Below are 23232 nucleotides of genomic sequence, written 5' to 3'. Positions count from 1 at the left end.
TAATATGGGAGAAACTCAAGTAAAAACTGCGCATCCAAAAGGACTTTGGGTATTGTTTGGAACGGAGATGTGGGAGCGATTCAATTTTTATGGAATGCGAGCTTTATTAACTTTATTTCTTGTAAACTCATTATTGATGAAGGAAGAAGAAGCGTCTCTTATTTATGGAGGTTTCCTTGGACTTTGTTACTTGACACCAATGTTGGGAGGTTTCGTTGCCGATCGTTTTCTTGGTAACAGAAACTGTATTTTATTAGGTGGATTATTAATGGCAATTGGACAAATGCTATTGTTTACCAGCGGAAGTGTTTTTGAGGCAAATTTGCCTTTAGCAAAAATTATCATGTATTCTGCATTGGGAGTTATTGTTTTTGGTAACGGATTCTTCAAACCAAACATTTCTAGTATGGTGGGAAGTTTGTACCCAAAACAGGAAAAAACAAAATTAGATACTGCTTTTACGATTTTCTATATGGGAATCAATATTGGGGCATTCTTAGGACAATCTATTTGTCCTTTATTAGGAGATGTAAAAGATTCAGGCGGAATTAGAGATATTCACGCTTTTAGATGGGGATTCATGGCAGCTTCTGTTGCGATGTTGTTAGGAACAATCCTTTTTTACTTCTTGAAAAACAAATATGTAGTTTCTCCGGAAGGAAGACCATTAGGAGGTTTGCCTTCTAAAAATGAAGCTTCTGATTTTGAAGAAGGAGAGGCTCAAAAAGCTAATTTTTCTGGTAAAGCTTTGGCAATAGCAGGAATTGCATTTGTTGCTTTAGGGTTCTTTTTTCACTATGTTGTAGGTCAGAATTTGATTTATACCTTGATTTATTCTAGTGGAATTTCTTTAGCGGGATTAATCATTTCGGATACTTCTTTGACTAAAATTGAAAGAGACAGAATTATTGTAATTTATATCGTTTCGTTCTTTATTATTTTCTTCTGGGCTGCTTTTGAACAAGCTGGTTCATCATTAACTTTTATTGCCGATAATCAAACGGATAGAAACTTCTTTGGTTTTCTAATGCCTCCGTCAATGGTTCAGATTTTTAACGGATTATTCGTTGTGTTTTTAGCAGTTCCATTTAGTATTTTATGGGATACTTTAAGAGCTAAAGGAAAAGAACCAATCTCACCAGTAAAATTAGCTGTTGGTTTAGTGGTAATTTCTATCAGTTTCTTTATGATTGCAACTCAGGTTTCATACATTGGGACTTCAGGATTGTTATTGGTAAAATGGCTGATTTTATTGTATTTCTTAAATACATGTGCTGAATTATGTTTGTCTCCAATTGGTTTGTCATTAGTAGGTAAATTATCTCCAAAACGTTTTGCTTCATTATTATACGGAGTATTCTTCTTGTCTAATGCTTCCGGATATGCTTTAGGAGGAACTTTAGGTTCTATCTTGCCTGCAACAGGAGATAAATTTGCAAAAGCAAAAGAATTAGGAATCGATCTTCAGGCTGTTTTAGATAATAAAGTCGTGCCAACTACTGAGCAATTGGCTTTATTAGACCAACATCAAATTAGTGCTCATAACCACTTTTTTGCCGGATTCGAAATCCATAACTTATATGAGTTCTTTATGGTGTTTGTTGTTCTAACAGGTATTGCAGCAATTATATTATTTGCTTTGACTCCATTCTTGAAAAAAATGATGCATGGCGTTAGATAATATGGAACACAAAATTACATTAGAAGAAATTCAAAATTTTAAAGGCACTTATCCAAAACAATTGTGGTATTTGTTTTTTGTTGAAATGTGGGAACGGTTTTGCTTTTACGGAATGCGTGGCGTACTTACGTTTTTTATGGTAGATCAGCTTTTATTAAAAGATGAACATGCTAATTTACAATACGGGGCAATTCAGGCCTTTGTTTACGCCTTTACTTTTATTGGCGGTATTTTTGCCGATAAAGTTTTAGGATTTAAAAAGTCATTGTTTTTTGGTGGAATCGTGATGATTCTTGGCAATCTTTTGATTGCTTTTTCTCCACAGACATTGTTTTACTACGGAATTGCTTTCTCTATTATTGGAACCGGTTTTTTTAAGCCAAATGTTTCCTCAATGGTTGGAGAATTATACCACGAAGAAGACGGAAGAAGAGATGCCGGTTACGGAATGTTTTATGCCGGGATAAATGTAGGAGGTCTTCTTGGAGGCGCTTTATGTATTTATTTAGGGAAATACTATTCATGGCAATTATGCTTTTTGTCTGCCGCTATAGTAATGTTTTTAGGTTTAGTTACGTTTTTGTTTACTAAAAAGTATTTAGGTCCAATAGGAGATTCTCCATTATTGCATTTAGATAATAGTAAAAGAAGAATTCGGGAAATCGCAGTTTATGCGTTGTCAATTTTAAGTTTGCCATTTATTTTTATAATGGTAAAAAATACTGATTACACGGATTATTTCATGTACACTATTGGGATAGTTGCCGTTCTGTATTTTACTTATGAATTGATAAAACTTGGAGATGTAAAATTGCAGAAAAAACTATTTGCAGCCTTTTTGTTTGTCTTCTTTTATTTGTTATTTAATGCAATTTATGAGCAAAGTGGTGGTTCATTATCGCTTTTCGCAAAAGATAACTTAAGTGATAAATTGTTGTTTTTCACGATTGATCCCAATGTAGTAAACAATAGTTCGAATACCTTTTTTGTAGTGGCTTTAAGTCCGCTAATTGGTTTGCTATGGATTTGGTTGGGAAAAAGAAAAATTGAGCCAAATACTTTAATCAAATTCGGAATTGGATTTTTGTTCTTAGGAGCTTCATTCTATATTTTCTATCTAACGAAATTCTTTGCAAATTCAAAAGGAATTGCTTCTTTAAACGTGTTTACTTTTGCCTATTTAGTAACTACAATAGGAGAACTATGTTTAGGGCCAATCGGAATGTCAATCATTACTAAATTGTCTCCAAAAAGATTATTTGGTATGATGATGGGATTATGGTTTCTGGCAAGTGCATTCGGGCAATTATTTGCTGGAAAGTTAGGTGCAGAAATATCGAGATCAAATACAGGAGATACGTTACTCTCTAAATTACAATCTTATACAGAAGGATATTATCAATTGGCTGTTTATTCGATTGTTGCAGGAGTTATTTTAATTGCAATTTCGCCAATTATTAGAAAATTAATGCAAGAAGTAAAATAGACGACATTTACCGATTCTTTTTTTGTTTAAATTTGTAAAAAATTAAAAGGACCATGAAAAAAATACTACTTGTAACATTGTTTTTAGTTGGAGCATTTGCAACTCAGGCGCAGGAACTAAAATGGTATACTGACGTTAAAGAAGCGATTTCAGTAAGTAATAAAGAACAGAAACCAATGCTGCTGTTTTTTACGGGAAGCGATTGGTGCGGATGGTGCATTCGTTTACAAAATGAAGTCTTGAAAACGGCAGAGTTTAAAAAATGGGCTGCTGATAATGTTGTTTTAGTCGAATTGGATTATCCAAGAAGTGTGCCTCAGACACCTGAGCTTAAAAATCAGAATAATGAGTTACAGCAAGCTTTTGGAATTCAGGGATTTCCGACAGTATTTTTTACAAGTGCAGAAACTAAAGACGGGAAAATAAATTTTAAAGGTCTTGGAAGAACCGGTTATGTTGCCGGCGGTCCATCTGCCTGGTTAACAGTTGCTGAAGGAATTGTTCATCCTGGAAAATCTTAAATAAAAATATTTCTAATATTAAATAATCTTAAAAATCCTCACATAACGTGAGGATTTTTTTTGTTTAGTAAGAAAATGTAATCACTTATTTTGGGGTAAATTATTGTTTTAATATTTTATTGTAAACAAAAAAACACATAATGTATTTTTTGTGCTAATAAAACTTGGAAAATTAAAATATTATGTTAATTTCGTCATGCTAATCTAACCAAAAACCCAATTATAATATGACTAAAAAACTACTTATCCTACTGTTTTTTTTAGGTTCATTTTTTATGCATGCGCAAAATTTAGTTTGGAGAACAAACATGACCGATGCCATTGCAATTAGTAATGAAGAAAGAAAACCAATGTTAATTTTATTCACTGCCTCAGGTGTACCGGAAAATCTTCAAAATGAAGTATTCAAAACGCCAGATTTTGCTGTTTGGTCACGTGACAATGTCATTCTTGTAAAGTTGGATCTTTCCGACATAAATGCATCTGATGGTGATAAAGAACAAAATGTAAAGCTTAAAAATGCGTTTGGTGTGGATGATTTACCGCAAGTATGTTTTGCGAGTGCTTCTATCCGAAAAAACAAAACAACATTTAGCGCTCTGGGAAAACTGGCTTATAAACCAGGCGGCGCAAAAGCATGGATTGCCGAATCAAATTCGATCTTGCATCCAAGTGAATAATTTAAAGTTAAATTAAGTTTTCTTAGCTTGACTTGTAGAATCCCTTTTCAGCATTTGCGTGAAAAGGGATATTTTTTTGAAATAAATTGAAATCACTGTCAATGGCTTTGATATTTTTAAGGGCTGAAATTTTCATTTTATTTAAAATTTGAGGCTTAAATAATAAAATTCATTTTAATTCAATTTTGTATAACTATTTGTTTTGCAATGGTTTGTTGAGTGTTGGTTTTGTGTTACTTTAGTTTTATTAACACAACTAAAAACCTATAATTTATGACTCAAAAACTACTTATTCTACTGTTTTTTTTAAGTCCATTTTTAATGAGGTCGCAAAATTTAGTCTGGAAAACCAATATGATTGATGCGGTTACATTAAGTAATGAAAAAAGAAAACCAATGCTAATTTTATTTACGATCAATTATGCTTCAAATGATTTGCAAAATGAAGTATTTGCAACTCCGGATTTTTTAAAATGGTCTGATAAAAATGTTATTTTAGTTAAAATTGATTTATCCGATCCATCAATTTCTGCAGAGGCAAGAGAACAAAATGCACTATTAAAAGACGCTTTTGGAGTTGAAAATTTGCCTGAAGTCTGTTTTGCAAATGCTTCAATTAAAAAAGGAAAAACTTTTTTTGATTCATTGGGAAAAGTCCATTATACTTCAGGTGGTGCAAGAAAATGGATCTCAGAATCTGATTATATATTAAATCCATAACCAACAAGAATTAAATTCTCTTAGTTTAATGTATAGAATCCCTTTTCGGCAGTTGCATGAAAAGGGATGTTTTTTTTGAGACAAGTTTCTTTCCATATTTTTTGAATAGCATAAGAATTCGAAGCATCTGCAATTACAATTCCCGGATGTAAGTTTTCTAAAATCCTGTCTAAATTTATTTTTGGCGACTGAGTCAATAACAGAATATCAGGTTGCATTTTGCTTTGATAAACTCCAGAACTGTCTATTATGGAGATTTTCTTCCCGTTGAAAAATAAGGTATTCTTAATTTTAGCAGTAGATTTTAAAGTGCTGAAATTTCCAACTAAATAGGAATTGAAAATAGTGTTTTGTGAAACTGTATCAGCTGTAAAGAGTTTGACATTTCTTCCTGTTCGTTCAGATATGACTGTATTTTTTCTGATATTATAAACAATAAGTTCCTGTTGTGTTTCAATTTCCTTTTTGGTCGCAATAAAAGAAATTTGTAATACTATAATTGTCACAAAAAGAATTACCAATTTATTATAACTCGGTTTTTTAAACCAAATAATGCTTGCTATTATAAACAGATAAAAAGTGATTAAATAATAATAATTAAAACTAATATTCCGAATTACAAACGATTCAAACGTTGCAACATAATGAATCATCTGGTTTAAAATATAAATACTCTTTTCAAAAACTTGAACTAGAATTAACGGCGGATTATAAAATATGGCAAAAAGCATTACTATAATTCCGGCAATCATAATAAAGGATAATAGCGGAAGAATGATAATATTAGTTACAAAAAATAATCCCGGAAATTGATGAAAATAATACAAACACAATGGCAAAGTACCAATTTGAGCTGCAAATGAAACGCTAAGTGCATTCCAGATGTAAATTAGTATTTTGTTTTTTGGTGTCCAGATATCTTTTAATAAAGGCTGTAGCCAAAGAATAAAAAACAAAGCCAAATAACTCAGTTGAAAACCAACATCAAATAAAAAGTAAGGTTCGAAAAGGAGTATCAATAAAATGGAAACCAATAAAGTATGATAAATATTTCCGCTTCGACGCAAATGATTTCCAATTGCAAGAAACGAAAACATAACCACAGAACGCAAAACGGGAGGCGACAGGCCGGAGATTACCGCGAAACCTGCCAGAGCCATCAAAATCGAAAATAACTTAATTGCAGAGCCTTTTCGCGTGTTTGGAATTGGCTTTAATATAAAAGCGATAAACAGCATTATAAACCCGACATGTAATCCTGAAACAGATAATATATGTGTAGCACCGGAATATTGATAATCCTGAATAATATCTGATGAAATTTCTTGCTGCTGACCTAAAATAAGTGCAAGCGAAACATTCATTTCGGCTTTGTTGAAATGGGCTTTTTCGAGATTGCGTATTATTCGCGAATGCAAACGGCCGGAATAATACCAAATGTCTTTTGTGATGTTTTTATTAATTGTAATTTCTGATTTTCTGCAATAAACCTGCGCATAAATCTGTTTGTTGGCCAGATATTTACTAAAATCAAATTGATTGGGATTTTTACTCGGACTGTTATGTTGTAAGCTTGTTTTTACTCGAATTACATTGCCAATCATCAAAGGATTTTTCAAACTGTCCTTTTGAACGTTTACAATAATTCTTCCCGAATAAGTTTTGTTGTCAATATGATTTATAATGACAATATAGCGATCATTATAACTATTGCTTTTGAGTTTTTCGCGTAAAGTAAAAGTCAGGAAATGAGATTCTTCAAAAGCTTTTTCAAAATGCGTATAATTTGATTTTTCGAAAGTATCGGTATGAAATACTAAGGTTGTTATGCCGATGAAAAATGAAATGAGATAAGTACTTAATCCGAAGAAAGTATTTAAGGTTTTATTTTTTTTAGTTAGAAAATATAAACCACAAAAGATTAAAACACTTATTATAAGTGAAAGGCAAACGGTAAAAATTGTGGGTTTCCAATAATAAGATATTAAAATACCAAGAAGAAAACTAATTGTTATTTTAACCAAAGGAAAATCTAATACTTTCATGGTCTAAAAGTATTAAAAATTTGTAAGAAAAAGAATATATTTTATTTAATTCAATTTATTCGATAACTCTGTTTATCTGAGCAAACGAATTTCCGTAATACGTTTCTTTGGTAGAAGAAATAATAACGCCTTTGGATGTTGAAGAATGAACAAATTTTATTTCGTTTGAATTGACTTCTGTAATTAATCCAACATGGTTGATTTGTTTGCTTTTGTTGGTTTTAAAAAAGATTAAATCACCTTTTTGAGCATCATTAAACTGAATTACTTTCCCCACTTTTGATTGTTCGTAAGAACTTCTTGGTAATGGGATATTTTCTGATTGAAAAGTAGTAAATACTAATCCCGAACAATCATAACCGTTTTTTGTTGTACCGCCGGCTTTGTATCGCACGCCAATATTATCAGTTGCATTTTCAATTAAATGATTAACAGCAGTTCTGTTTTCTCGTTTCGAATCCTTTTTGCTTATTGCTGTCGAAGTTGATTTACAAGAAGCAAAAAGGATTGATAAAAGCAGTAAAAGGTATATTTTTTTCAAAACAAAAATCTTTAAGCTTGTTTTAAATCGGCAACAATAAGTTTTGCAGTTTTTTTACTTGCGCCAACTCCGCCAAGTTTCTGCTCTAAAATGTCGTAATTTTTCAAAAGCTTTTCGCGATATTCAGGTTCAAGTAATTTTTGTAATTCTTCTTTAATTCGTTTCGTATTACATTCGCTCTGAATCAATTCGGTTACAACTTCCTGATCCATAATTAAATTAACAAGCGAAATATATTTAAGTGTAATAATACGTTTTGCAATTTGGTATGAAATCGAACTTCCTTTATAACAAACGACTTCGGGAACTTTAAAAAGTGCCGTTTCCAAAGTTGCTGTTCCTGAAGTTACTAATGCTGCTGTTGAAGAGCGAAGTAAATCATAGGTTTTATTGGAGACAAATGCGATATTTTTATTTTTTATAAATTGCTGATAAAACTCATAATCCTGACTTGGTGCGCCGGCAATTACAAATTCATAATCCTGAAAATCATCAACAACACTAAGCATAACGCTCAGCATTTTGGTAATTTCCTGCTTGCGGCTTCCCGGTAAAACAGCAATAATTGGTTTTTCGCCCAATTGATTTTCTTTTCTAAAAACAGCTTCATCAAAAGCAGGCTGGTTCTGAATGGCATCAATTAAAGGATGGCCAACAAAATCTACCGGAAAATGATGTTTGTCTTCGTAAAAGCTTTTTTCGAAAGGCAAAATCACAAACATCTTGTCGACATCTTGTTTAATGGCAGTAATCCTGTTTTCTTTCCAGGCCCAAATTTGAGGTGAAATATAATAATGCGTTTTATAGTTTAAAGCTTTGGCCCATTTTGCAATACGCATATTAAAACCAGGATAATCAATAAAAATTAAAACATCAGGTTTGAATTCAGAGATATCTTTTTTGCAAAAAGTAATATTGCTTAAAATGGTTTTCAGATTAAAAATAACTTCGACAAAACCCATAAAAGCCAATTCGCGATAATGTTTTACTAAAGTTCCGCCAGCTTTTTGCATCAAATCGCCGCCCCAGAATCTGATTTCGGCCTGAGGATCTTCTTTATAAATCTCCTTCATTAAATTTGAACCGTGTAAATCACCAGATGCTTCACCGGCTATTATATAATACTTCATATCTATTTTTTTAAAAGTGTGTTTCAATTTTTAAACACAACATTTTTTTTGCAATGCAAAGATAAGATTTAAATAAATAAGGTAGAAATGGCCAGAACAATCACCGCCAAAACTACACCTCTTGCCATAAGTTCCTTGTTTCTTTTTAGAAGAATTAAGAAAACAGCCAAATCCAGAATCGTTCCTAAAGTGATAATTTTTCCTAAATATCCGTGCTGTCTTATGGTTTGAATTCCTGTCGAAATATCAAAAGTTGTAAAAAAAGTGATGAATAAATAACTTCCTAATAATGAAGTAAAAATTCCGATTATAAAGCCAATAACGATGTCTTTCTTATTCATTTAATTTCCAGGTATTAAGTTGTTGCATGGAGTGATGTGCGGTTAAATCAAATTGCACGGGAACTACTGAAATGTATCCGTTTTCCAGAGCCCATTCGTCAGTATCTTCACCTTGATCTTCATTTGTAAATTTTCCGGTAAGCCAATAATAATCTTTCCCGAAAGGGGTTTGTCGTTTGTCAAATTTCTGAGCATAATACGCTTTCGCCTGACGACAAATTTTTATTCCTTTGATTTCGTTTTCTTTTAATTTCGGAAAATTAACATTTAGAACGACACCCGGCGGTAATTTATTTTTAAGGGTTTCTAAAGTTATTTTTCTAACAAAAGATTTTACCTGTTCAAAATCTGCATTCCAGTCAAAATCAAGTAATGAAAAGCCAATTGCCTGAATACCTTCTATTCCGGCTTCGACTGCGGCACTCATTGTTCCGGAATAAATGACATTTATAGAAGAGTTTGAACCGTGATTAATTCCTGAAACGCATAAATCCGGCTTTCTTTTTAAAATTTCATTAACAGCCAGTTTTACGCAATCAACAGGCGTTCCTGAGCAGCTATATTCGGTTATAGTATCATCGTCTTTCGAAATTTTGTCTAAAAACAAAGTATTATTTATTGTAATGGCGTGTCCCATGGCACTTTGAGGTTTGTCTGGAGCTACGACAATTACTTCGCCAATTGTTTCCATTACACTAATTAAAGCTCTAATTCCGGGAGCCAGAATACCATCGTCATTAGTAACTAATATGAGTGGTTTTTCATCTTTCATGCTAAGATTTTTGTTTTTGTTTTGGGTGTTGTAGGATTTTAAAAGCAAATGTAGTGACAGATTTTGGTAGAATAGTAACAAATAAAACAAAATTTGTCAACTTAATTAAAGAAGATTTTGGCGCATTAAACATTTTTATATCTTTAACAAAAAATTATAGTGAACTTAGCTTTAGTGGCATAGTTTTTACCGTAACTTAGATTAAAAAATTGATGAATGCTATTATTAAATTTATGAAAAGAAATTATAAAATACTTATAGCCGTATTATGCTTGTCATTGACATTATTCGCTTTTAAGATAAATGCTGATAAGTCGGTTGATCCGGACCCAAACAGAGATAAAACGCTTTTAGAATTGCTTGCATTTGTTATTGAAAAAGGACATTACAGTCCGGCAGAAATAAATGATGAGTTCTCTAAAGGAATTTTCAAGGATTATATTGATGCGTTAGACCCTTCAAAAAGGTTTTTCATTCAATCTGATATTGATGAGTTTAAGCAATACGAGCTGCAGTTAGACGATCAGTTCCTGAATAAGGACTTAACGTTTTTCAATCTTACTTATACAAGATTGATGAAACGTATGGAAGAAAGCAAAAAACGCTATAAGACTATTTTAGCACAGCCTTTCAACTATAATGTTGATGAGACTTTTAATGCCGATTATGAGCATATTCCATATGCAAAAAACCTAACGGAAATTAATGAAAGATGGAGAAAGCAAATCAAATTGTCTACTCTTTCATCGCTTGTAACGAAACAAAAGTTAGAAGAGGATAAAAAGAAAAAAGATCCTGCTTATAAAGAAAAATCTTTTGAAACTTTAGAAAAAGAAACTCGTGACAGTTCGTTAAAATCATTAGACGATAACTTTAGTCTTATTAAAGATTTGAATAAAGAAGATTGGTTTTCTGTTTATGTAAACTCAATTATGGCTCGTTTTGATCCGCATACAAGTTATTTTGCACCAGAAGAAAAAGATCGTTTTGATGTAAATATCAGTGGAAAATTAGAAGGAATTGGTGCAAGATTAACTAAGAAAAGTGATTTTACTCAAATTGATGAATTGATTTCTGGTGGTCCGGCGTGGAAAGGAAAACAACTTGAAGCCGGAGATTTAATTTTGAAAGTAGCACAAGGAAACGAAGAGCCTGTTGATGTAGTAGGAATGCGTTTAGACGATGTTGTGAAAAAAATTAAAGGTCACAAAGGAACTGAAGTTAAACTTACCGTTAAAAAAGTAGACGGAACAATTAAAGTTATTTCTATTATTAGAGATGTAGTTGAAATTGAAGAAACGTATGCTAAATCAAGTATTGTAGAAAGAAACGGATTGAAATACGGAGTAATTTATTTACCTAAATTTTATATTGATTTTGAAAATAAAGACGGTCGTGATGCCGGAAAAGATATCGCTCTTGAAGTTGAAAGATTGAAAAAAGAAGATATCAACGGAATCGTGTTAGATGTACGTGATGATGGTGGTGGATCTTTGTCTACAGTAGTTGATATTGCTGGTTTATTTATTGAAGAAGGACCAATTGTTCAGGTTAAATCTGCCGGAAAAAAGAAAGAAGTTTTATATGATAAAGATAAAAAAATCGAGTGGGACGGACCTTTAGTAATTATGGTTAATAGTTTCTCTGCTTCGGCTTCAGAAATATTGGCTGCTGCAATTCAGGATTACAAACGTGGCGTTATCATTGGTAGTAAACAAACTTACGGAAAAGGAACTGTTCAAAATGTACTGGATTTAAATCAATTTGTACGTAATACAAATTATGGCGATTTAGGTGCTTTGAAAATTACAGGACAAAAATTTTACAGAATCAACGGAGGTTCTACTCAGTTAGAAGGTGTTCATAGTGACGTGGTTATGCCAGATCGTTATGCGTATTTAAAAATGGGAGAACGTGACATTGATAATGCAATGCCTTGGGATAAAATTGATCCGGCTGATTATAGCACTTGGACTTCAAACGAAAATTTTGCTAAAGCGATTTTAAACAGTAAAAACAGAATTGCTCAAAATTCTCAATTCAAGTTGATTGAAGACAATGCAAAATGGATTGATATTAAAAACAAAGAAAATACCTATAGCTTAAATATTAATAGTTTTAAAGCTACTCAGGAACAAGTTGAAAGTGAAGGTAAAAAATACAAACCAATTTCAGATTACAAAAACAATTTGGTTTTTAAATCATTGCCATACGAAGAGCTTGAAATGAACAATGACGCTACATTAAAAGAAAAGAGAGATGCCTGGCATCAGGCGTTATCTAAAGATGTTTATGTAGAAGAAGCATTAAATGTTTTAGATGATTTACAATCTAAAAGCTATGTAAAAAATACAGTTTCTCCTAAAATGAAAAAGGATAAATTAGTAAAATCTTAATTCGATAAAGAATTAATTTGTTATTAGAACGCTCCAAAAAGTTTAATTTTTGGAGCGTTTTTTTGTAAGTTTATTAATAATACTCCGAAGGAATTAAATATTTACAGCATGAAGAATTATATTGTTTTAAGTTTGATTGGGTTTGTTTTATTGTCTTGTAAAAAAGAAGGCAATGATAAAAAAGAAGATTTAGTTCAGGATCAGGAATCTTCGTTTGTTTCGAATACTACAGATTCCGGATATTCGGTTTCTTATTTACCAACTTCGACAACCAGCCAAATTGTAAAGCATAAATATTATACACTTTCATATAATGAAAAGTTTGAGCAGGCAGAATGGGTTGCTTATGAATTAAAGAAAGAATATTTGAAGAATGGAAATTATAAACGTCCTTACTTTATTGAAGATCCAAGTGTAACAACTGGTTCTGCAGATTGGCGGAATTATAAAAAATCAGGATATGATAAAGGCCATCTTTGTCCTGCCGGAGATATGGAGTTTGATCAAAGTGCTTATAATGATACTTTTTATACCTCCAATATTTCACCTCAGGATCATGATTTTAATAGCGGAATCTGGAATAGATTAGAGCAAAAAACGCGTTATTGGGCAAGCAAGTATAATGATGTTTATGTGGTAACTGGAGGTGTCCTGAAAGATTCCGATAAAAAAATAGGAACAGAAAAAGTATCTGTTCCTAAATATTTTTATAAAATTATTTTAGCTAAATCAGGTAAAGAACATAAGGCAATTGCTTTTTTGGTTCCGAATGAAGATAGCAATAAGTCGCTTTATGATTTCATGGTTCCTATTGAAACTTTAGAAAAAATGACTGGAATTGATTTCTTCCCTAATTTGAAAAACTTAAAAAGCAGTAAGGACTTTTAAATCAGCAATAGTCTGAGTTGGGTTTTCTGCTTTAAAAACAAAGCTTCCAGCAACTAAAACATCAGCTCCGGCTTCTACTAATTGTTTTGCATTTTTGCTGGTTACACCGCCATCAATTTCGATAATTGTCGAAGCATTTTTGCGTGTAATCAAAGCTTTTAGTTTTTCAACTTTAGCATATGTATTTTCGATAAATGACTGTCCGCCAAAACCTGGATTCACACTCATAATACAAACTAAGTCAATATCGTTAATAACGTCTTCTAGCAGGTCAATATTAGTATGAGGATTAATGGCAACACCAGCTTTCATTCCTTCGGCTTTTATAGCTTGTAATGTTCTGTGCAAGTGCGTGCAGGCTTCATAATGTACGCTTAAAATATTAGCACCTAAGTCAGCAAATGTTTTAATATATCGATCCGGATCAACAATCATCAAATGTACGTCGATTGTTTTTTTAGCATGTCTTGAAATAGCTTCTAAAACAGGCATTCCAAAAGAAATATTCGGAACAAAAACTCCATCCATAATATCAATATGAAACCAATCAGCCTGACTGTTATTGATCATTTCGATATCACGTTGTAAATTGGCAAAATCAGCTGCAAGAACAGAAGGAGCAATAAGTGTATTCTTCATTTTGTGTAGTTGTGTGTTATTTTTTGCAAAGATAATTTTTTTAAACGCAAAGTTTGCAAGGATTTGTGTAAAGTTCTTTTTGTGAGATATTTTACCGCAAAGTTCGCAAAGATTTACGCAAAGATCGCAAAGAATTTTATAAGTTTTGTAAAAAATGCAGCGTTCGCAAAGCTTTGCGAACTTTGTGTTTTTATAACATCCCAATAAATAAAAAAGCCTTTGCGGACTTTGTGGTAAAAAAACTTTCCAAGATAAAATAAAAAACTCCGGTAATCAGCCGGAGTTTCAATCATCAATCAAAAAACGAACAGTCAATCAAACTGTTGTTTGCGTTAAAATTGTTTCAAGTTTAACGTTTCAAGTTGCTTTGAGGAACCTGAAACTTTAAACCTGAAACAAATATATGTTATCCTAAATAAGTTTTAAGAATTTTACTTCTGGAAGTGTGTTTTAATCTACGGATTGCTTTTTCTTTAATCTGACGAACACGCTCACGAGTAAGGTCGAAAGTTTCTCCAATTTCTTCTAAAGTCATTGGGTGCTGATCGCCAAGACCAAAATACAAACGAACAACATCTGCCTCTCTTGGAGTTAATGTTTCTAATGAACGCTCGATTTCAGTACGTAATGATTCGTGAATTAACTCTCTGTCCGGATTTGGAGATTCACCAGAACGTAAAACGTCGTAAAGGTTAGAATCTTCACCTTCAACAAGTGGAGCATCCATAGATAAGTGACGACCAGAGTTTTTCATAGACTCTTTTACGTCATTTACAGTCATGTCCAGTTCTTTTGCAATTTCTTCAGCAGAAGGCGGGCGCTCGTTAGATTGCTCTAATAAAGCGTACATTTTGTTGATTTTATTGATAGAACCAATTTTATTTAATGGTAAACGAACAATACGGGATTGTTCTGCCAAAGCCTGAAGGATCGATTGACGAATCCACCATACAGCGTAAGAAATGAATTTGAAACCACGAGTTTCATCAAAACGTTGAGCCGCTTTAATTAAACCTAAGTTTCCTTCATTAATTAAGTCAGGAAGAGTTAAACCTTGATTTTGATATTGTTTAGCAACCGATACAACGAAACGTAGGTTGGCTTTTGTTAATTTTTCTAATGCTCTTTGATCACCGGCTTTAATTCTTTGTGCCAATTCTACCTCTTCATCAGCGGTAATCAGGTCAACTTTTCCAATTTCTTGTAGGTATTTGTCTAACGATGCAGTTTCACGATTGGTTACCTGCTTGGTGATTTTAAGTTGTCTCATGTTTTTGTCTCCTCAATTTTTAAGTGTACAAATTGTTATACGTAATGAGATACAAAAAAGTTACAAAAAATAACAAATTATTTTTTAAAATAAAAACACCTCAACTTAAAAGGTTAAATTGAAGTGTTTTAAATAAAAAAACAGGGGCAAATTTTTTAATCTGATGAATCATCATTGACGTCAAGCATTTCGTCAAATATTTTTTTTAGTGATTTTATATATATAGGAAAAGCAATTGCTAAAATGATATATTCTTTTCGTAAAACGGTAATATCATCCAGAATTTCATATAAACCTGGAATAATTAATATAAGAGAAAACACAATTCCGACCCAGGGATTATTTATTATTTTTTTTATAATTGATAAAATTTTCATGTCTGGCTGGCTTATTAATACAATTCTCATTTTATTTTTTTTGATTATTACTGGTCGTAAAAATAATTTTGATTTAGGTCTTATACTCCAAAAATGTCACGAAAGCCATTTTTTGTGCCATGAAATTTATATGTATATAAAAAGAAAATCCTCCGTTGATGAGAGGATTCTGGATATTGTTGAATGTCGTTTTATTAAGATAAGATATTCATTCTTTTTATGAAATCTTTATAAGTGTCGCTCAAATTTATTTTATGATTTCCTTTTAATATAATAAGGTTATCTGCCAAAATAATTTCTTCAATTTTGTCTGTATTTACAATTGTATTGCGATGCGTTTTTATGAATTTATTTTTATCGAGTAAATCGCTTATTTTGGTCAGGGAAATTTGAATTACAAACTTCTCGTTTTCGGTAATAATGTTGCAATAACGTTCTTCAACTTCTATGAAAAGGATATCATTTATGGAGACTTTTTTTAATGAATTTTTCTTCTTTATAAATAAGTAATCATGGCTAATTACAGTATCTTGTTCTTCGCTCATAAATACATTTGTCTGAGCATAAAACTTTTCGACAGCCATTTCTATCGCATAAAGAATTTCAAGTTCATTAAAAGGCTTCATTAAAAAACTGAAAGGTTTTGTGAGTTTGGCCCTTTCAAAAATTTGTCGATCTTGCGAACTTGTCAAAAACACAAATGGTTTCGAAGCATTTGGGATAATATTTATCGATTCGGCAAAAGTAATTCCGTCTGGTTTTCCATCAAGAAAAACATCAATAATAATAATGTCAATAGGGCACTCGTAAAAAAGTTTTAATGCATCAGAAAAATTTCGCGCAACTCCCACAATATTATAATTGTTTTGAAGTAATACATTAGAAAGCGCATCACTTTGTTCCGGAGTATCTTCTATAATTAAAACATTAATATTATCCATTGTTTCTTGTTTTTGGGAAAAGCAAGCATCTTTACAATACTTTTGATGGAGTAAAGTAAAGGATTATTATAGAGAAAAGAATTGTTTAAAAATTATTTTTTAAAAGAATTATAGAAAATAAAATTAAACAAAAAAATAGAAAGAGCATCAAAAAATGTAAGATAATTTTGAATATTGATTTATCTGATAAATTGTTATAAAAATGTGGATCACCTTATTAAAACACATGAATATTTTTTAAACAATTGTTTTTGGAAAGGTTATAATCATTTTAGTTCCCTTGTTTAGTTCGCTTTCTATAGCTAGCGTCCCACTATTTTTCTTGATCATTTGTTTACACAATTGCATCCCTAAACCGGTTCCTATAATTTCAGAATTGTCTTTTTTTGCTAATAATTCACTGTCTGAAAGTAATTCTTTAATAGTACTTTCTTTCATTCCTATACCTGAATCCTCAATAATAAGTGTACAAAAATCAGGATTAGTATCTTCTGTATAAAAACTTATTTTCCCGTCTTGATTAGAGAACTTAATAGCATTGTCTAATAAATTTCGAAACACAATCTTTAAGGAATCAAGATCTACGAAAATAAAAATATTTTTTGAAACTGAATTTTCAAAAGTAATCGCTTTGTCTAGAAGTAAGGGTTTATAGTTGTATTCAATTTGTTGTACAATAGAATAAAGATGAACTGATTCTTTATGAAAATACAATTGTTTGGTTTGCAGCATCGCCCAATGCAATAAATTGTCTAATAAGCTATAAGCGCCGTTTGCAATACCGCTATTCTGAATGATAAGCTGATATAACTCATCATAATTTTTGGTTTCGAGTGTAGCAGATAATTTAGCATTACTCGTTTTTAGTGCATTTACAGATGAACGCAAATCATGGCTTACAATAGAGAATAATTGATCCTTAGTAGCGTTTAGTTCATCGAGTTTGTTTTTTTGAAGTAGAATGGTTTTGCCATTTTTTACTTTTTGAGCATACAGGTAAACTCCCCCAGTTAGGAGTAATAATAAGACAATTGCTGCAAAAAAGAAACCATTACGTTGAGTATTTTTAAGTATATTTTCAACTTGTAGTACTTTGATTTCCTTTTGTTTTTCAGCTACAGCAAATTTTTTCTCAAAGTCAGCAACTGCCCACACTTTGTTTTGGTTGTTGAGAGAATCTTTCCACTGTTCGGTTTCTTTTCTATAGACTATGGCTTTTTTGTAATTGCCTTTATTTTCTTCAATAACTGCCATGTTTTCTGACGCCATGGCTTTTATTTTGTAATTATTTATAAGCTTTGATATTTTAAAAGCTTTATTAAAATAAAGAATGGCTTCTAAATCTTTATACTGCTCGTAATATAAATTAGCAAGAGTATTGTAGGCATTGTATAGTTCGACTGTGTTTTTTTCTTTCTCCTTAATATTGAGATTTTTTAATAGATATTCTTCAGCAAGATCATATTTTTTTAAAAATATATAAGTACTTCCAAGACCTTCATATATTTTGCATAAGCTATAGGTTTGATTAGAAATTTGCGAAGAATTTTTTGCATTTTCATAATATTTAATGGCGTCTTCGAATTCTCTTAATTCTAAATGTACCCCAGCCAGATATATTTTATTTAGCTCAAGAAAAATAAATTTATCAGAAACAAGTTGGAATTCCTTTTTTGCTTCTTTATGTAGTTTCTTGCTATAAAAGCTGGTTCCTCTAAAAAAATGACAAAAATCTGCTATCTCTTTATTTGTATTTAAACTCAACTGCTTCATTGAGAATATTAAAGTAGAATCCCAATCTTTCTTTAAAAAAAAAGATTGGGCTTTATTAAAATTCACTTCAGATTTATATTGGATTGCCTTTTGTTGAAGTATTTTTTTTAATAAATCATTTTCTGATTTTATTTGTGAAAAAAGTACAAAAGGAACAAATAATAAAACTAAAATGAATAATTGACTAAGTTTTGATATCATATAAGTATACTTAAAAAAATAGTTTAGTCGTTTTAATAAAATAAACTTTTATGGGGTTACATCTAGCTTAGTCCCTCTAGATGTCTCAGGATCAATATTTCTTAAATAGCACATAACAGTAGTAACATCCTGAACAGTATCAGAAGCATAATCAGCTTCAACATACCAAACATCATAAGATTCTGGAGTGTCATTATCCCAGTTATAGTCAAAATAAATTTCGGCAAGATCTCCGTGTTCTGTTAATGTTCCAACTATCGGATTTTGTGAATCTTTAGAATTAATGTACAAAGTAGCACAGATTTTTAATGTACGTACTCCATGATTTACGAAGAATTTTGCTGAACCTAAAGGAGGAACCGGGAAAGTAATATTAGTTTTGTCTGTGAACTCAAAATCTACAGTATTAATTTTTGTAATTTGGATAACGTTAAAGTCCATGATAGGGTTTTTAGGGTTAATATTTTTATTTTTGGTAGGCTAAAGGTATTTTTTTTCTTTCAATAAAGTGTAAAATACCTTTAGTTTTTCTTATTAACTCTAATTATCATTATACCAAATTCTCAAGTTCTAAACCCTTAGAAGAATATGTTTTTTACTTAACAGTGATAGTTTTTGTAACATAAACCGGTTTTCCTTCTTCTGTAAAGCCTTCCAGAACAACTTCAAAATTTCCTTTTATATCTGATGTATAGAAAGAAATAGTATCTTCTTTTTGGTCTAATTTAAGATTTGGTTTCCATAACAATTGATATCTGTAATCAGGAATTCTCTGCAAATTGTTTCCGGCAGCATAATCAGGATTATTATAGATTTTCTCAGGATTTGGCCTTTGAATTTCCATTGTTTTCAAATATTTTTTGGCATAATTAGTGGCAAAATCACTGTTTTTAGTTTCAAAACTAATCATTCCGCCATATAAATTCGGACCATAAACATAAGGTTCGTTGATAAGGCTCACTTTATCAACATTGCCCATATTATAATCAAAAAGATCACTTGGGTCTTGTATCAATAGTCCGTCAACAAGAACCAATGGCGGTCCGTACATTTCTAAATCTTTGTGATCGTTTCGAACACGTAGTTTATATTTTCCATTTTCGCGACGGTAATAAAGTTCAATTATAACTTCTACAATATTTTCTTTTAAGGTTGGAAAACGTGTATAATCATCAAGAACATATGTTTTTTCGATCGTATTAAAAAACGGGCTTATTACAGCTTCTGTTACTAAACTGTCTTTTTTAATTTGATAATAAGCATTCTGAATCTGACTTGCTGTTGAACGGTCTTCGATATCCTTTTTAAGATCCGGCGTTAAATTAAGTTTGGATGTAAATTGTAATCCCGAAGTATCAAATTTTGGAAACGCATCGAAAACAATCGTATAATCAGAACTTTTATCGTCTAAAACCTGTACAATAGCATTAGAAAAATTCGGAAACTTATCCATTAAAAAGGCAAATTTTCCCTGGGCATTTGTTTTAACTATTTTTAATACAAATTCTTTTCCCGGTAAAGAAAGTGAAATTGATTTATCATTCACAGGAAGATTATTTTTAGATGTAATTGTGCCGGTAATTAATTCTGATCTTAATTCAGGGATATATGTAATAGAAGCTGGCTCGTAATTCGTATAATTATTGGCTGTTTTTTTTGCAAATTCTTCTGGAGTTACTTGTTTTAAAGCAGGAATTTGATCTGTTTTTCTGATAGAAACAGAATAATTCCCTTTTTGAATTGTTCCTGTAAGCGATTTTATCTTAAGATTTGCTTTTTCTCGTGTATAATAACTTTCCTTATCAAAATCAAAATCCACTCTTTTTTCATTAACTGAACTTGAAGTCACCAAATTTTGATCTGCCGAAGCGGTGCTTTTTGCCGTAAGATCGAATGTTACATTTTCGTTTGGTTCCTGAGTCTGAAACGGATTAATGATAAAAATATCAATTACACTGGTTTGTGATTTAGGATTATTCAGCATCCATTTTGTATAAGCAATTACTTTATAATTACCCGTTTTTAAGGTAGTTGGTATAAAATATTCTCCGGCTCCAATTCCTTTTTCAAGATATATTTTGTTTTTTTGAAGCGAGTTTTTTTCATTGTCAACAAGTTCGATATACGCTATTTTGCTAATCAAACTAGGTGTATTATTAATTGGGTTTAAACAATACAATTTATAATATAATGTTTCTCCAGTTAAAAAAGTGGTTGTATTTGAATGCAGAAAAATCGTTTCCTGTATTGATGTGTTTAAATTCTGATTTTTTTGCTGCGCACAAACAAATAAACTATTTGTCAACAAAAGCGTTAAAATCAGAAGTTGCTTAATTCTGTCTAAAATGCTGGTCGGATTATATGTTGAAGATTGTATCATAAATTTTTAAAGAGAATTAATCTACCCAAAAAGGAGGAACGATATTAGACGAAAAAGAGGTGCAATCCCCGCAAGGAGAATTTACCATATAATAAATATTTGAACTGAAGCTTGACGAAAAGTGCACTAAAGTATACGAGCGAATACGCGAACGCAGGATTGCTCCTTTACATTCCGGATTTTCAGGATCGTCGCAATTCTTAAATTCCTGAATAGAACAGTTGCTTTCATAATATGGCGGAAGCGGTTCGTTTGGAAATAAATCAGCATAATTAAAATAAATTCTTTCTGAAGAAGCGGCAGAAACTTCAAAAAAACCGATTACTTTTTCGGTAGGATTTTCAACAGATTTTATATTTCCATAAAAAAAACCCGGTTGTTTTGGCGAAAGAACACTTCCTGTAGATGATAAATCCCTTAATGTTTTATAATACGTATAGGCAGCCAAATTTTGAACATATTGTTTCACGAAAATCGAATAACGGTGCGATATAATATAGTTCTGGTCACTTATAAAACGCACCGGAAAGTGAACGCGGTCTTCACTATTGCTGTTTGTACTGTTGAGTATAATATCTTCAGAATTTTTAGTCGAATAACAGGTTTTGGTTTCCATAGTTCTTGGGCGTACTATAATATCAGGATCATTAATTACGATAGTTTCCCTGGAATCCCACATTGGCGCTATAATTTTATACGTTTCAGCATATTCGTACCTGTAATATTTTGAAGTATTGGTTGGGTCGTAGCTGTTTACATTTATTTGAACACCTCTTTGGCCGTTAACATTTTCGACTGTTGCCGTTACATTATCAATTTTGGTTTCTGTAGTTAAAACTTGCTCATCAGAAATATAGTTTTTACCTTCTTTTGTTTTGATTTTTAATTGATATTTTCTTCCAGGTTCAGCTTTAAATGGAGTAAGAGAAGCATAAATAGTGTCTTTTTCTTCAAATTGATATTCATTTCCCTGATTATCTGAAACAAAAACATTTGCTCCTTTTTCAAATTTTGGTCCGGTTTCGTCTAGCTGATAAACCTGAGAAATTCGTATGGTTTGATTTTTTACTTCGTTTGTAATTGTTCCTTCAACAACAAGAGCGCTTTCAAAATCAGTATTTTTAAATGCATATTGTTCTGTACATCCTGTTAAGACAAGTGCCAGAAAAAGAAAAGTTAAGAGTTTATATTTAATATTGTATTTCATAAATTTAAAAAAGAAATTATTCTACCCAAAAAGGAGGAACGATATTAGATGAAAAAGTAGTACAATCTCCGCATGGCGATTTTACCATAAAATAAGTATTGCCGCTGTTCGAAACATGAACTCTCGAATAAGATCTGATAAGAGAACGAAGGATTGCGCCCTGACAAGGCGGATCGCCATCACAATCTACATAGTCTTTAATTTCACAATCTCTTTCATAATAGGGCGGCAATTTTTCATTTGGAAATAAGTCGGCGTAATTAAAATAAATTCTTTCTGAAGAAGCGGCAGAAACTTCAAAAAAACCAATCACTTTTTCGGTAGGATTTTCTACAGATTTCATATTTCCATAAAAGAAACCCGGTTGTTTCGGTGAAAGAACATTTCCGGAAGATGATAAATCCCTTAAGGTTTTATAATACGTATAGGCCGCTAAATTTTGAACATATTGTTTTACAAAAATTGTATATCGATGAGATATAATATAGTTCTGGTCGCTAATAAAACGCACCGGAAAGTGAACACGATCTTCGCTGCTGCTGTTTGTGCTGTTTAGTATAATTGCTTCAGAATTTTTGCTTGAATAACAGGTTTTGGTTTCCATTGTTCTTGGTCGTATCTCAATAACATCCTTTGCATCAGATGCTGGTGTTCCATTAGCAGGATTTGCCGGAACAGCCGGAATAGTAACTACAATAGTTTCTCTGTAATCCCAAACCGGAGCAATAATTTTATACGTTTCAGCATATTCGTATCTGTAATATTTTGAAGTATTAGTAGGGTCGTAACTGTTTACATTTATCTGAACTCCTCTCTCGCCATTTACAGTTTCAACGGTTGCAGTTACATTATCAATTTTAGTTTCTGTGGTTAAAGTCTGCTCATCAGAGGTATAATTTTTACCATCTTTTGTTTTTATCTTTAACTGATATTTTACTCCGGGTTCAGCTCTAAACTGAGTAAGAGAGGCATAAACAGTATCTTTCTCTTCAAATTGATATTCATTTCCTTTGTCATCCGTAATAAAAACATTCGCACCTTTTTCATATTTAGGTCCGGTTTGATCCAGTTCATAAACCTGAGAAACTCGTATGGTTTGATTTTTAACTTCATTTGTAATAGTTCCTTCCACAACAAGGGCACTTTCAAAATCGGTACTTTTAAAAGCATATTGCTCCGTACATCCTGTTAAAACAAGCGCCAGAATAAGAAAACCTAAGATTTTGTACTTGATACTTCTCAT

At 31.7% G+C, this 23232-nt stretch carries 21 protein-coding genes; 7 read left to right on the top strand and 14 right to left on the bottom strand.

Going from position 1 to position 23232, the window contains the following annotated elements; genetic code table 11:
- Window positions 1-4: 4 nt before the first annotated feature.
- The 5 genes from ACZ0AH_RS21265 to ACZ0AH_RS21245 all read left to right on the top strand — a co-directional run bounded on the left by ACZ0AH_RS21265 (window position 5) and on the right by ACZ0AH_RS21245 (window position 5088).
- Window positions 5-1681, top strand: a complete 1677-nt coding sequence (locus ACZ0AH_RS21265) for a peptide MFS transporter (protein ID WP_463477745.1) — start codon at window positions 5-7, stop codon at window positions 1679-1681.
- Between the two features lies 1 nt (window position 1682).
- Complete coding sequence (locus tag ACZ0AH_RS21260) at window positions 1683-3167, top strand: peptide MFS transporter (protein ID WP_463478125.1); 1485 nt, start codon at window positions 1683-1685, stop codon at window positions 3165-3167.
- Between the two features lie 53 nt (window positions 3168-3220).
- Window positions 3221-3688 (top strand): thioredoxin family protein, encoded by a 468-nt coding sequence (locus ACZ0AH_RS21255; protein WP_463477744.1) that lies wholly within the window; start codon window positions 3221-3223, stop codon window positions 3686-3688.
- A 227-nt stretch (window positions 3689-3915) separates the two neighbouring features.
- The gene (locus tag ACZ0AH_RS21250; protein WP_463477743.1) at window positions 3916-4368 is read left to right on the top strand and encodes a thioredoxin family protein; all 453 of its coding nucleotides are present in this window, start codon (window positions 3916-3918) and stop codon (window positions 4366-4368) included.
- Window positions 4369-4641: 273 nt separating this feature from the next.
- Complete coding sequence (locus tag ACZ0AH_RS21245; RefSeq protein WP_463477742.1) at window positions 4642-5088, top strand: thioredoxin family protein; 447 nt, start codon at window positions 4642-4644, stop codon at window positions 5086-5088.
- Between the two features lie 20 nt (window positions 5089-5108).
- Here ACZ0AH_RS21245 and ACZ0AH_RS21240 read toward each other — a convergent pair whose 3' ends face one another.
- The 5 genes from ACZ0AH_RS21240 to surE all read right to left on the bottom strand — a co-directional run bounded on the left by ACZ0AH_RS21240 (window position 5109) and on the right by surE (window position 9917).
- Window positions 5109-7133: a ComEC/Rec2 family competence protein gene (locus ACZ0AH_RS21240; RefSeq protein WP_463477741.1), complete on the bottom strand. Its 2025-nt coding sequence runs from the start codon at window positions 7131-7133 to the stop codon at window positions 5109-5111.
- A gap of 55 nt (window positions 7134-7188) precedes the next feature.
- Window positions 7189-7674 (bottom strand): C40 family peptidase, encoded by a 486-nt coding sequence (locus ACZ0AH_RS21235; RefSeq protein ID WP_463477740.1) that lies wholly within the window; start codon window positions 7672-7674, stop codon window positions 7189-7191.
- 11 nt (window positions 7675-7685) lie between these two features.
- The gene (gene lpxB, locus ACZ0AH_RS21230) at window positions 7686-8804 is read right to left on the bottom strand and encodes a lipid-A-disaccharide synthase (RefSeq protein WP_463477739.1); all 1119 of its coding nucleotides are present in this window, start codon (window positions 8802-8804) and stop codon (window positions 7686-7688) included.
- 68 nt (window positions 8805-8872) lie between these two features.
- Entirely contained in the window at window positions 8873-9145 is a 273-nt protein-coding gene (locus ACZ0AH_RS21225) for a hypothetical protein (RefSeq protein ID WP_463477738.1), read from the bottom strand.
- A complete protein-coding gene (surE, locus tag ACZ0AH_RS21220) occupies window positions 9138-9917 on the bottom strand; it encodes a 5'/3'-nucleotidase SurE (protein ID WP_463477737.1) in 780 nt (259 codons plus the stop codon). Before surE ends, ACZ0AH_RS21225 begins: the two co-directional genes overlap by 8 nt.
- A 212-nt stretch (window positions 9918-10129) precedes the next feature.
- Here surE and ACZ0AH_RS21215 point away from each other — a divergent pair, with 212 nt between their 5' ends.
- On the top strand, window positions 10130-12313 hold the full coding sequence (locus ACZ0AH_RS21215; protein ID WP_463477736.1) for a carboxy terminal-processing peptidase: 2184 nt from the start codon (window positions 10130-10132) through the stop codon (window positions 12311-12313).
- A gap of 108 nt (window positions 12314-12421) precedes the next feature.
- The gene (locus ACZ0AH_RS21210; RefSeq protein WP_463477735.1) at window positions 12422-13201 is read left to right on the top strand and encodes a DNA/RNA non-specific endonuclease; all 780 of its coding nucleotides are present in this window, start codon (window positions 12422-12424) and stop codon (window positions 13199-13201) included.
- Here the strand turns inward: ACZ0AH_RS21210 and rpe are convergent.
- The 9 genes from rpe to ACZ0AH_RS21165 all read right to left on the bottom strand — a co-directional run bounded on the left by rpe (window position 13178) and on the right by ACZ0AH_RS21165 (window position 23232).
- Complete coding sequence (gene rpe, locus ACZ0AH_RS21205; RefSeq protein ID WP_463477734.1) at window positions 13178-13840, bottom strand: ribulose-phosphate 3-epimerase; 663 nt, start codon at window positions 13838-13840, stop codon at window positions 13178-13180. The genes ACZ0AH_RS21210 and rpe overlap by 24 nt on opposite strands.
- A gap of 406 nt (window positions 13841-14246) precedes the next feature.
- A complete protein-coding gene (locus ACZ0AH_RS21200; RefSeq protein ID WP_007804760.1) occupies window positions 14247-15110 on the bottom strand; it encodes a sigma-70 family RNA polymerase sigma factor in 864 nt (287 codons plus the stop codon).
- A 155-nt stretch (window positions 15111-15265) separates the two neighbouring features.
- Window positions 15266-15517, bottom strand: a complete 252-nt coding sequence (locus ACZ0AH_RS21195; RefSeq protein WP_463477733.1) for a hypothetical protein — start codon at window positions 15515-15517, stop codon at window positions 15266-15268.
- A 164-nt stretch (window positions 15518-15681) separates the two neighbouring features.
- Window positions 15682-16428, bottom strand: coding sequence for a LytR/AlgR family response regulator transcription factor (locus ACZ0AH_RS21190; protein ID WP_463477732.1), 747 nt, complete (start codon window positions 16426-16428; stop codon window positions 15682-15684).
- A gap of 237 nt (window positions 16429-16665) precedes the next feature.
- Window positions 16666-18402: a tetratricopeptide repeat-containing sensor histidine kinase gene (locus tag ACZ0AH_RS21185; protein ID WP_463477731.1), complete on the bottom strand. Its 1737-nt coding sequence runs from the start codon at window positions 18400-18402 to the stop codon at window positions 16666-16668.
- Between the two features lie 48 nt (window positions 18403-18450).
- A complete protein-coding gene (locus ACZ0AH_RS21180; protein ID WP_463477730.1) occupies window positions 18451-18843 on the bottom strand; it encodes a hypothetical protein in 393 nt (130 codons plus the stop codon).
- Window positions 18844-18997: 154 nt separating this feature from the next.
- Window positions 18998-20782: a hypothetical protein gene (locus ACZ0AH_RS21175; RefSeq protein ID WP_463477729.1), complete on the bottom strand. Its 1785-nt coding sequence runs from the start codon at window positions 20780-20782 to the stop codon at window positions 18998-19000.
- A gap of 16 nt (window positions 20783-20798) precedes the next feature.
- Window positions 20799-21989 (bottom strand): DUF4249 domain-containing protein, encoded by a 1191-nt coding sequence (locus ACZ0AH_RS21170; RefSeq protein ID WP_463477728.1) that lies wholly within the window; start codon window positions 21987-21989, stop codon window positions 20799-20801.
- A gap of 16 nt (window positions 21990-22005) precedes the next feature.
- Window positions 22006-23232, bottom strand: coding sequence for a DUF4249 domain-containing protein (locus ACZ0AH_RS21165; protein WP_463477727.1), 1227 nt, complete (start codon window positions 23230-23232; stop codon window positions 22006-22008).

This window comes from Flavobacterium sp. AC105 (genome assembly GCF_979258495.1).
This window is presented reverse-complemented; position numbering and strand designations above follow the sequence as displayed.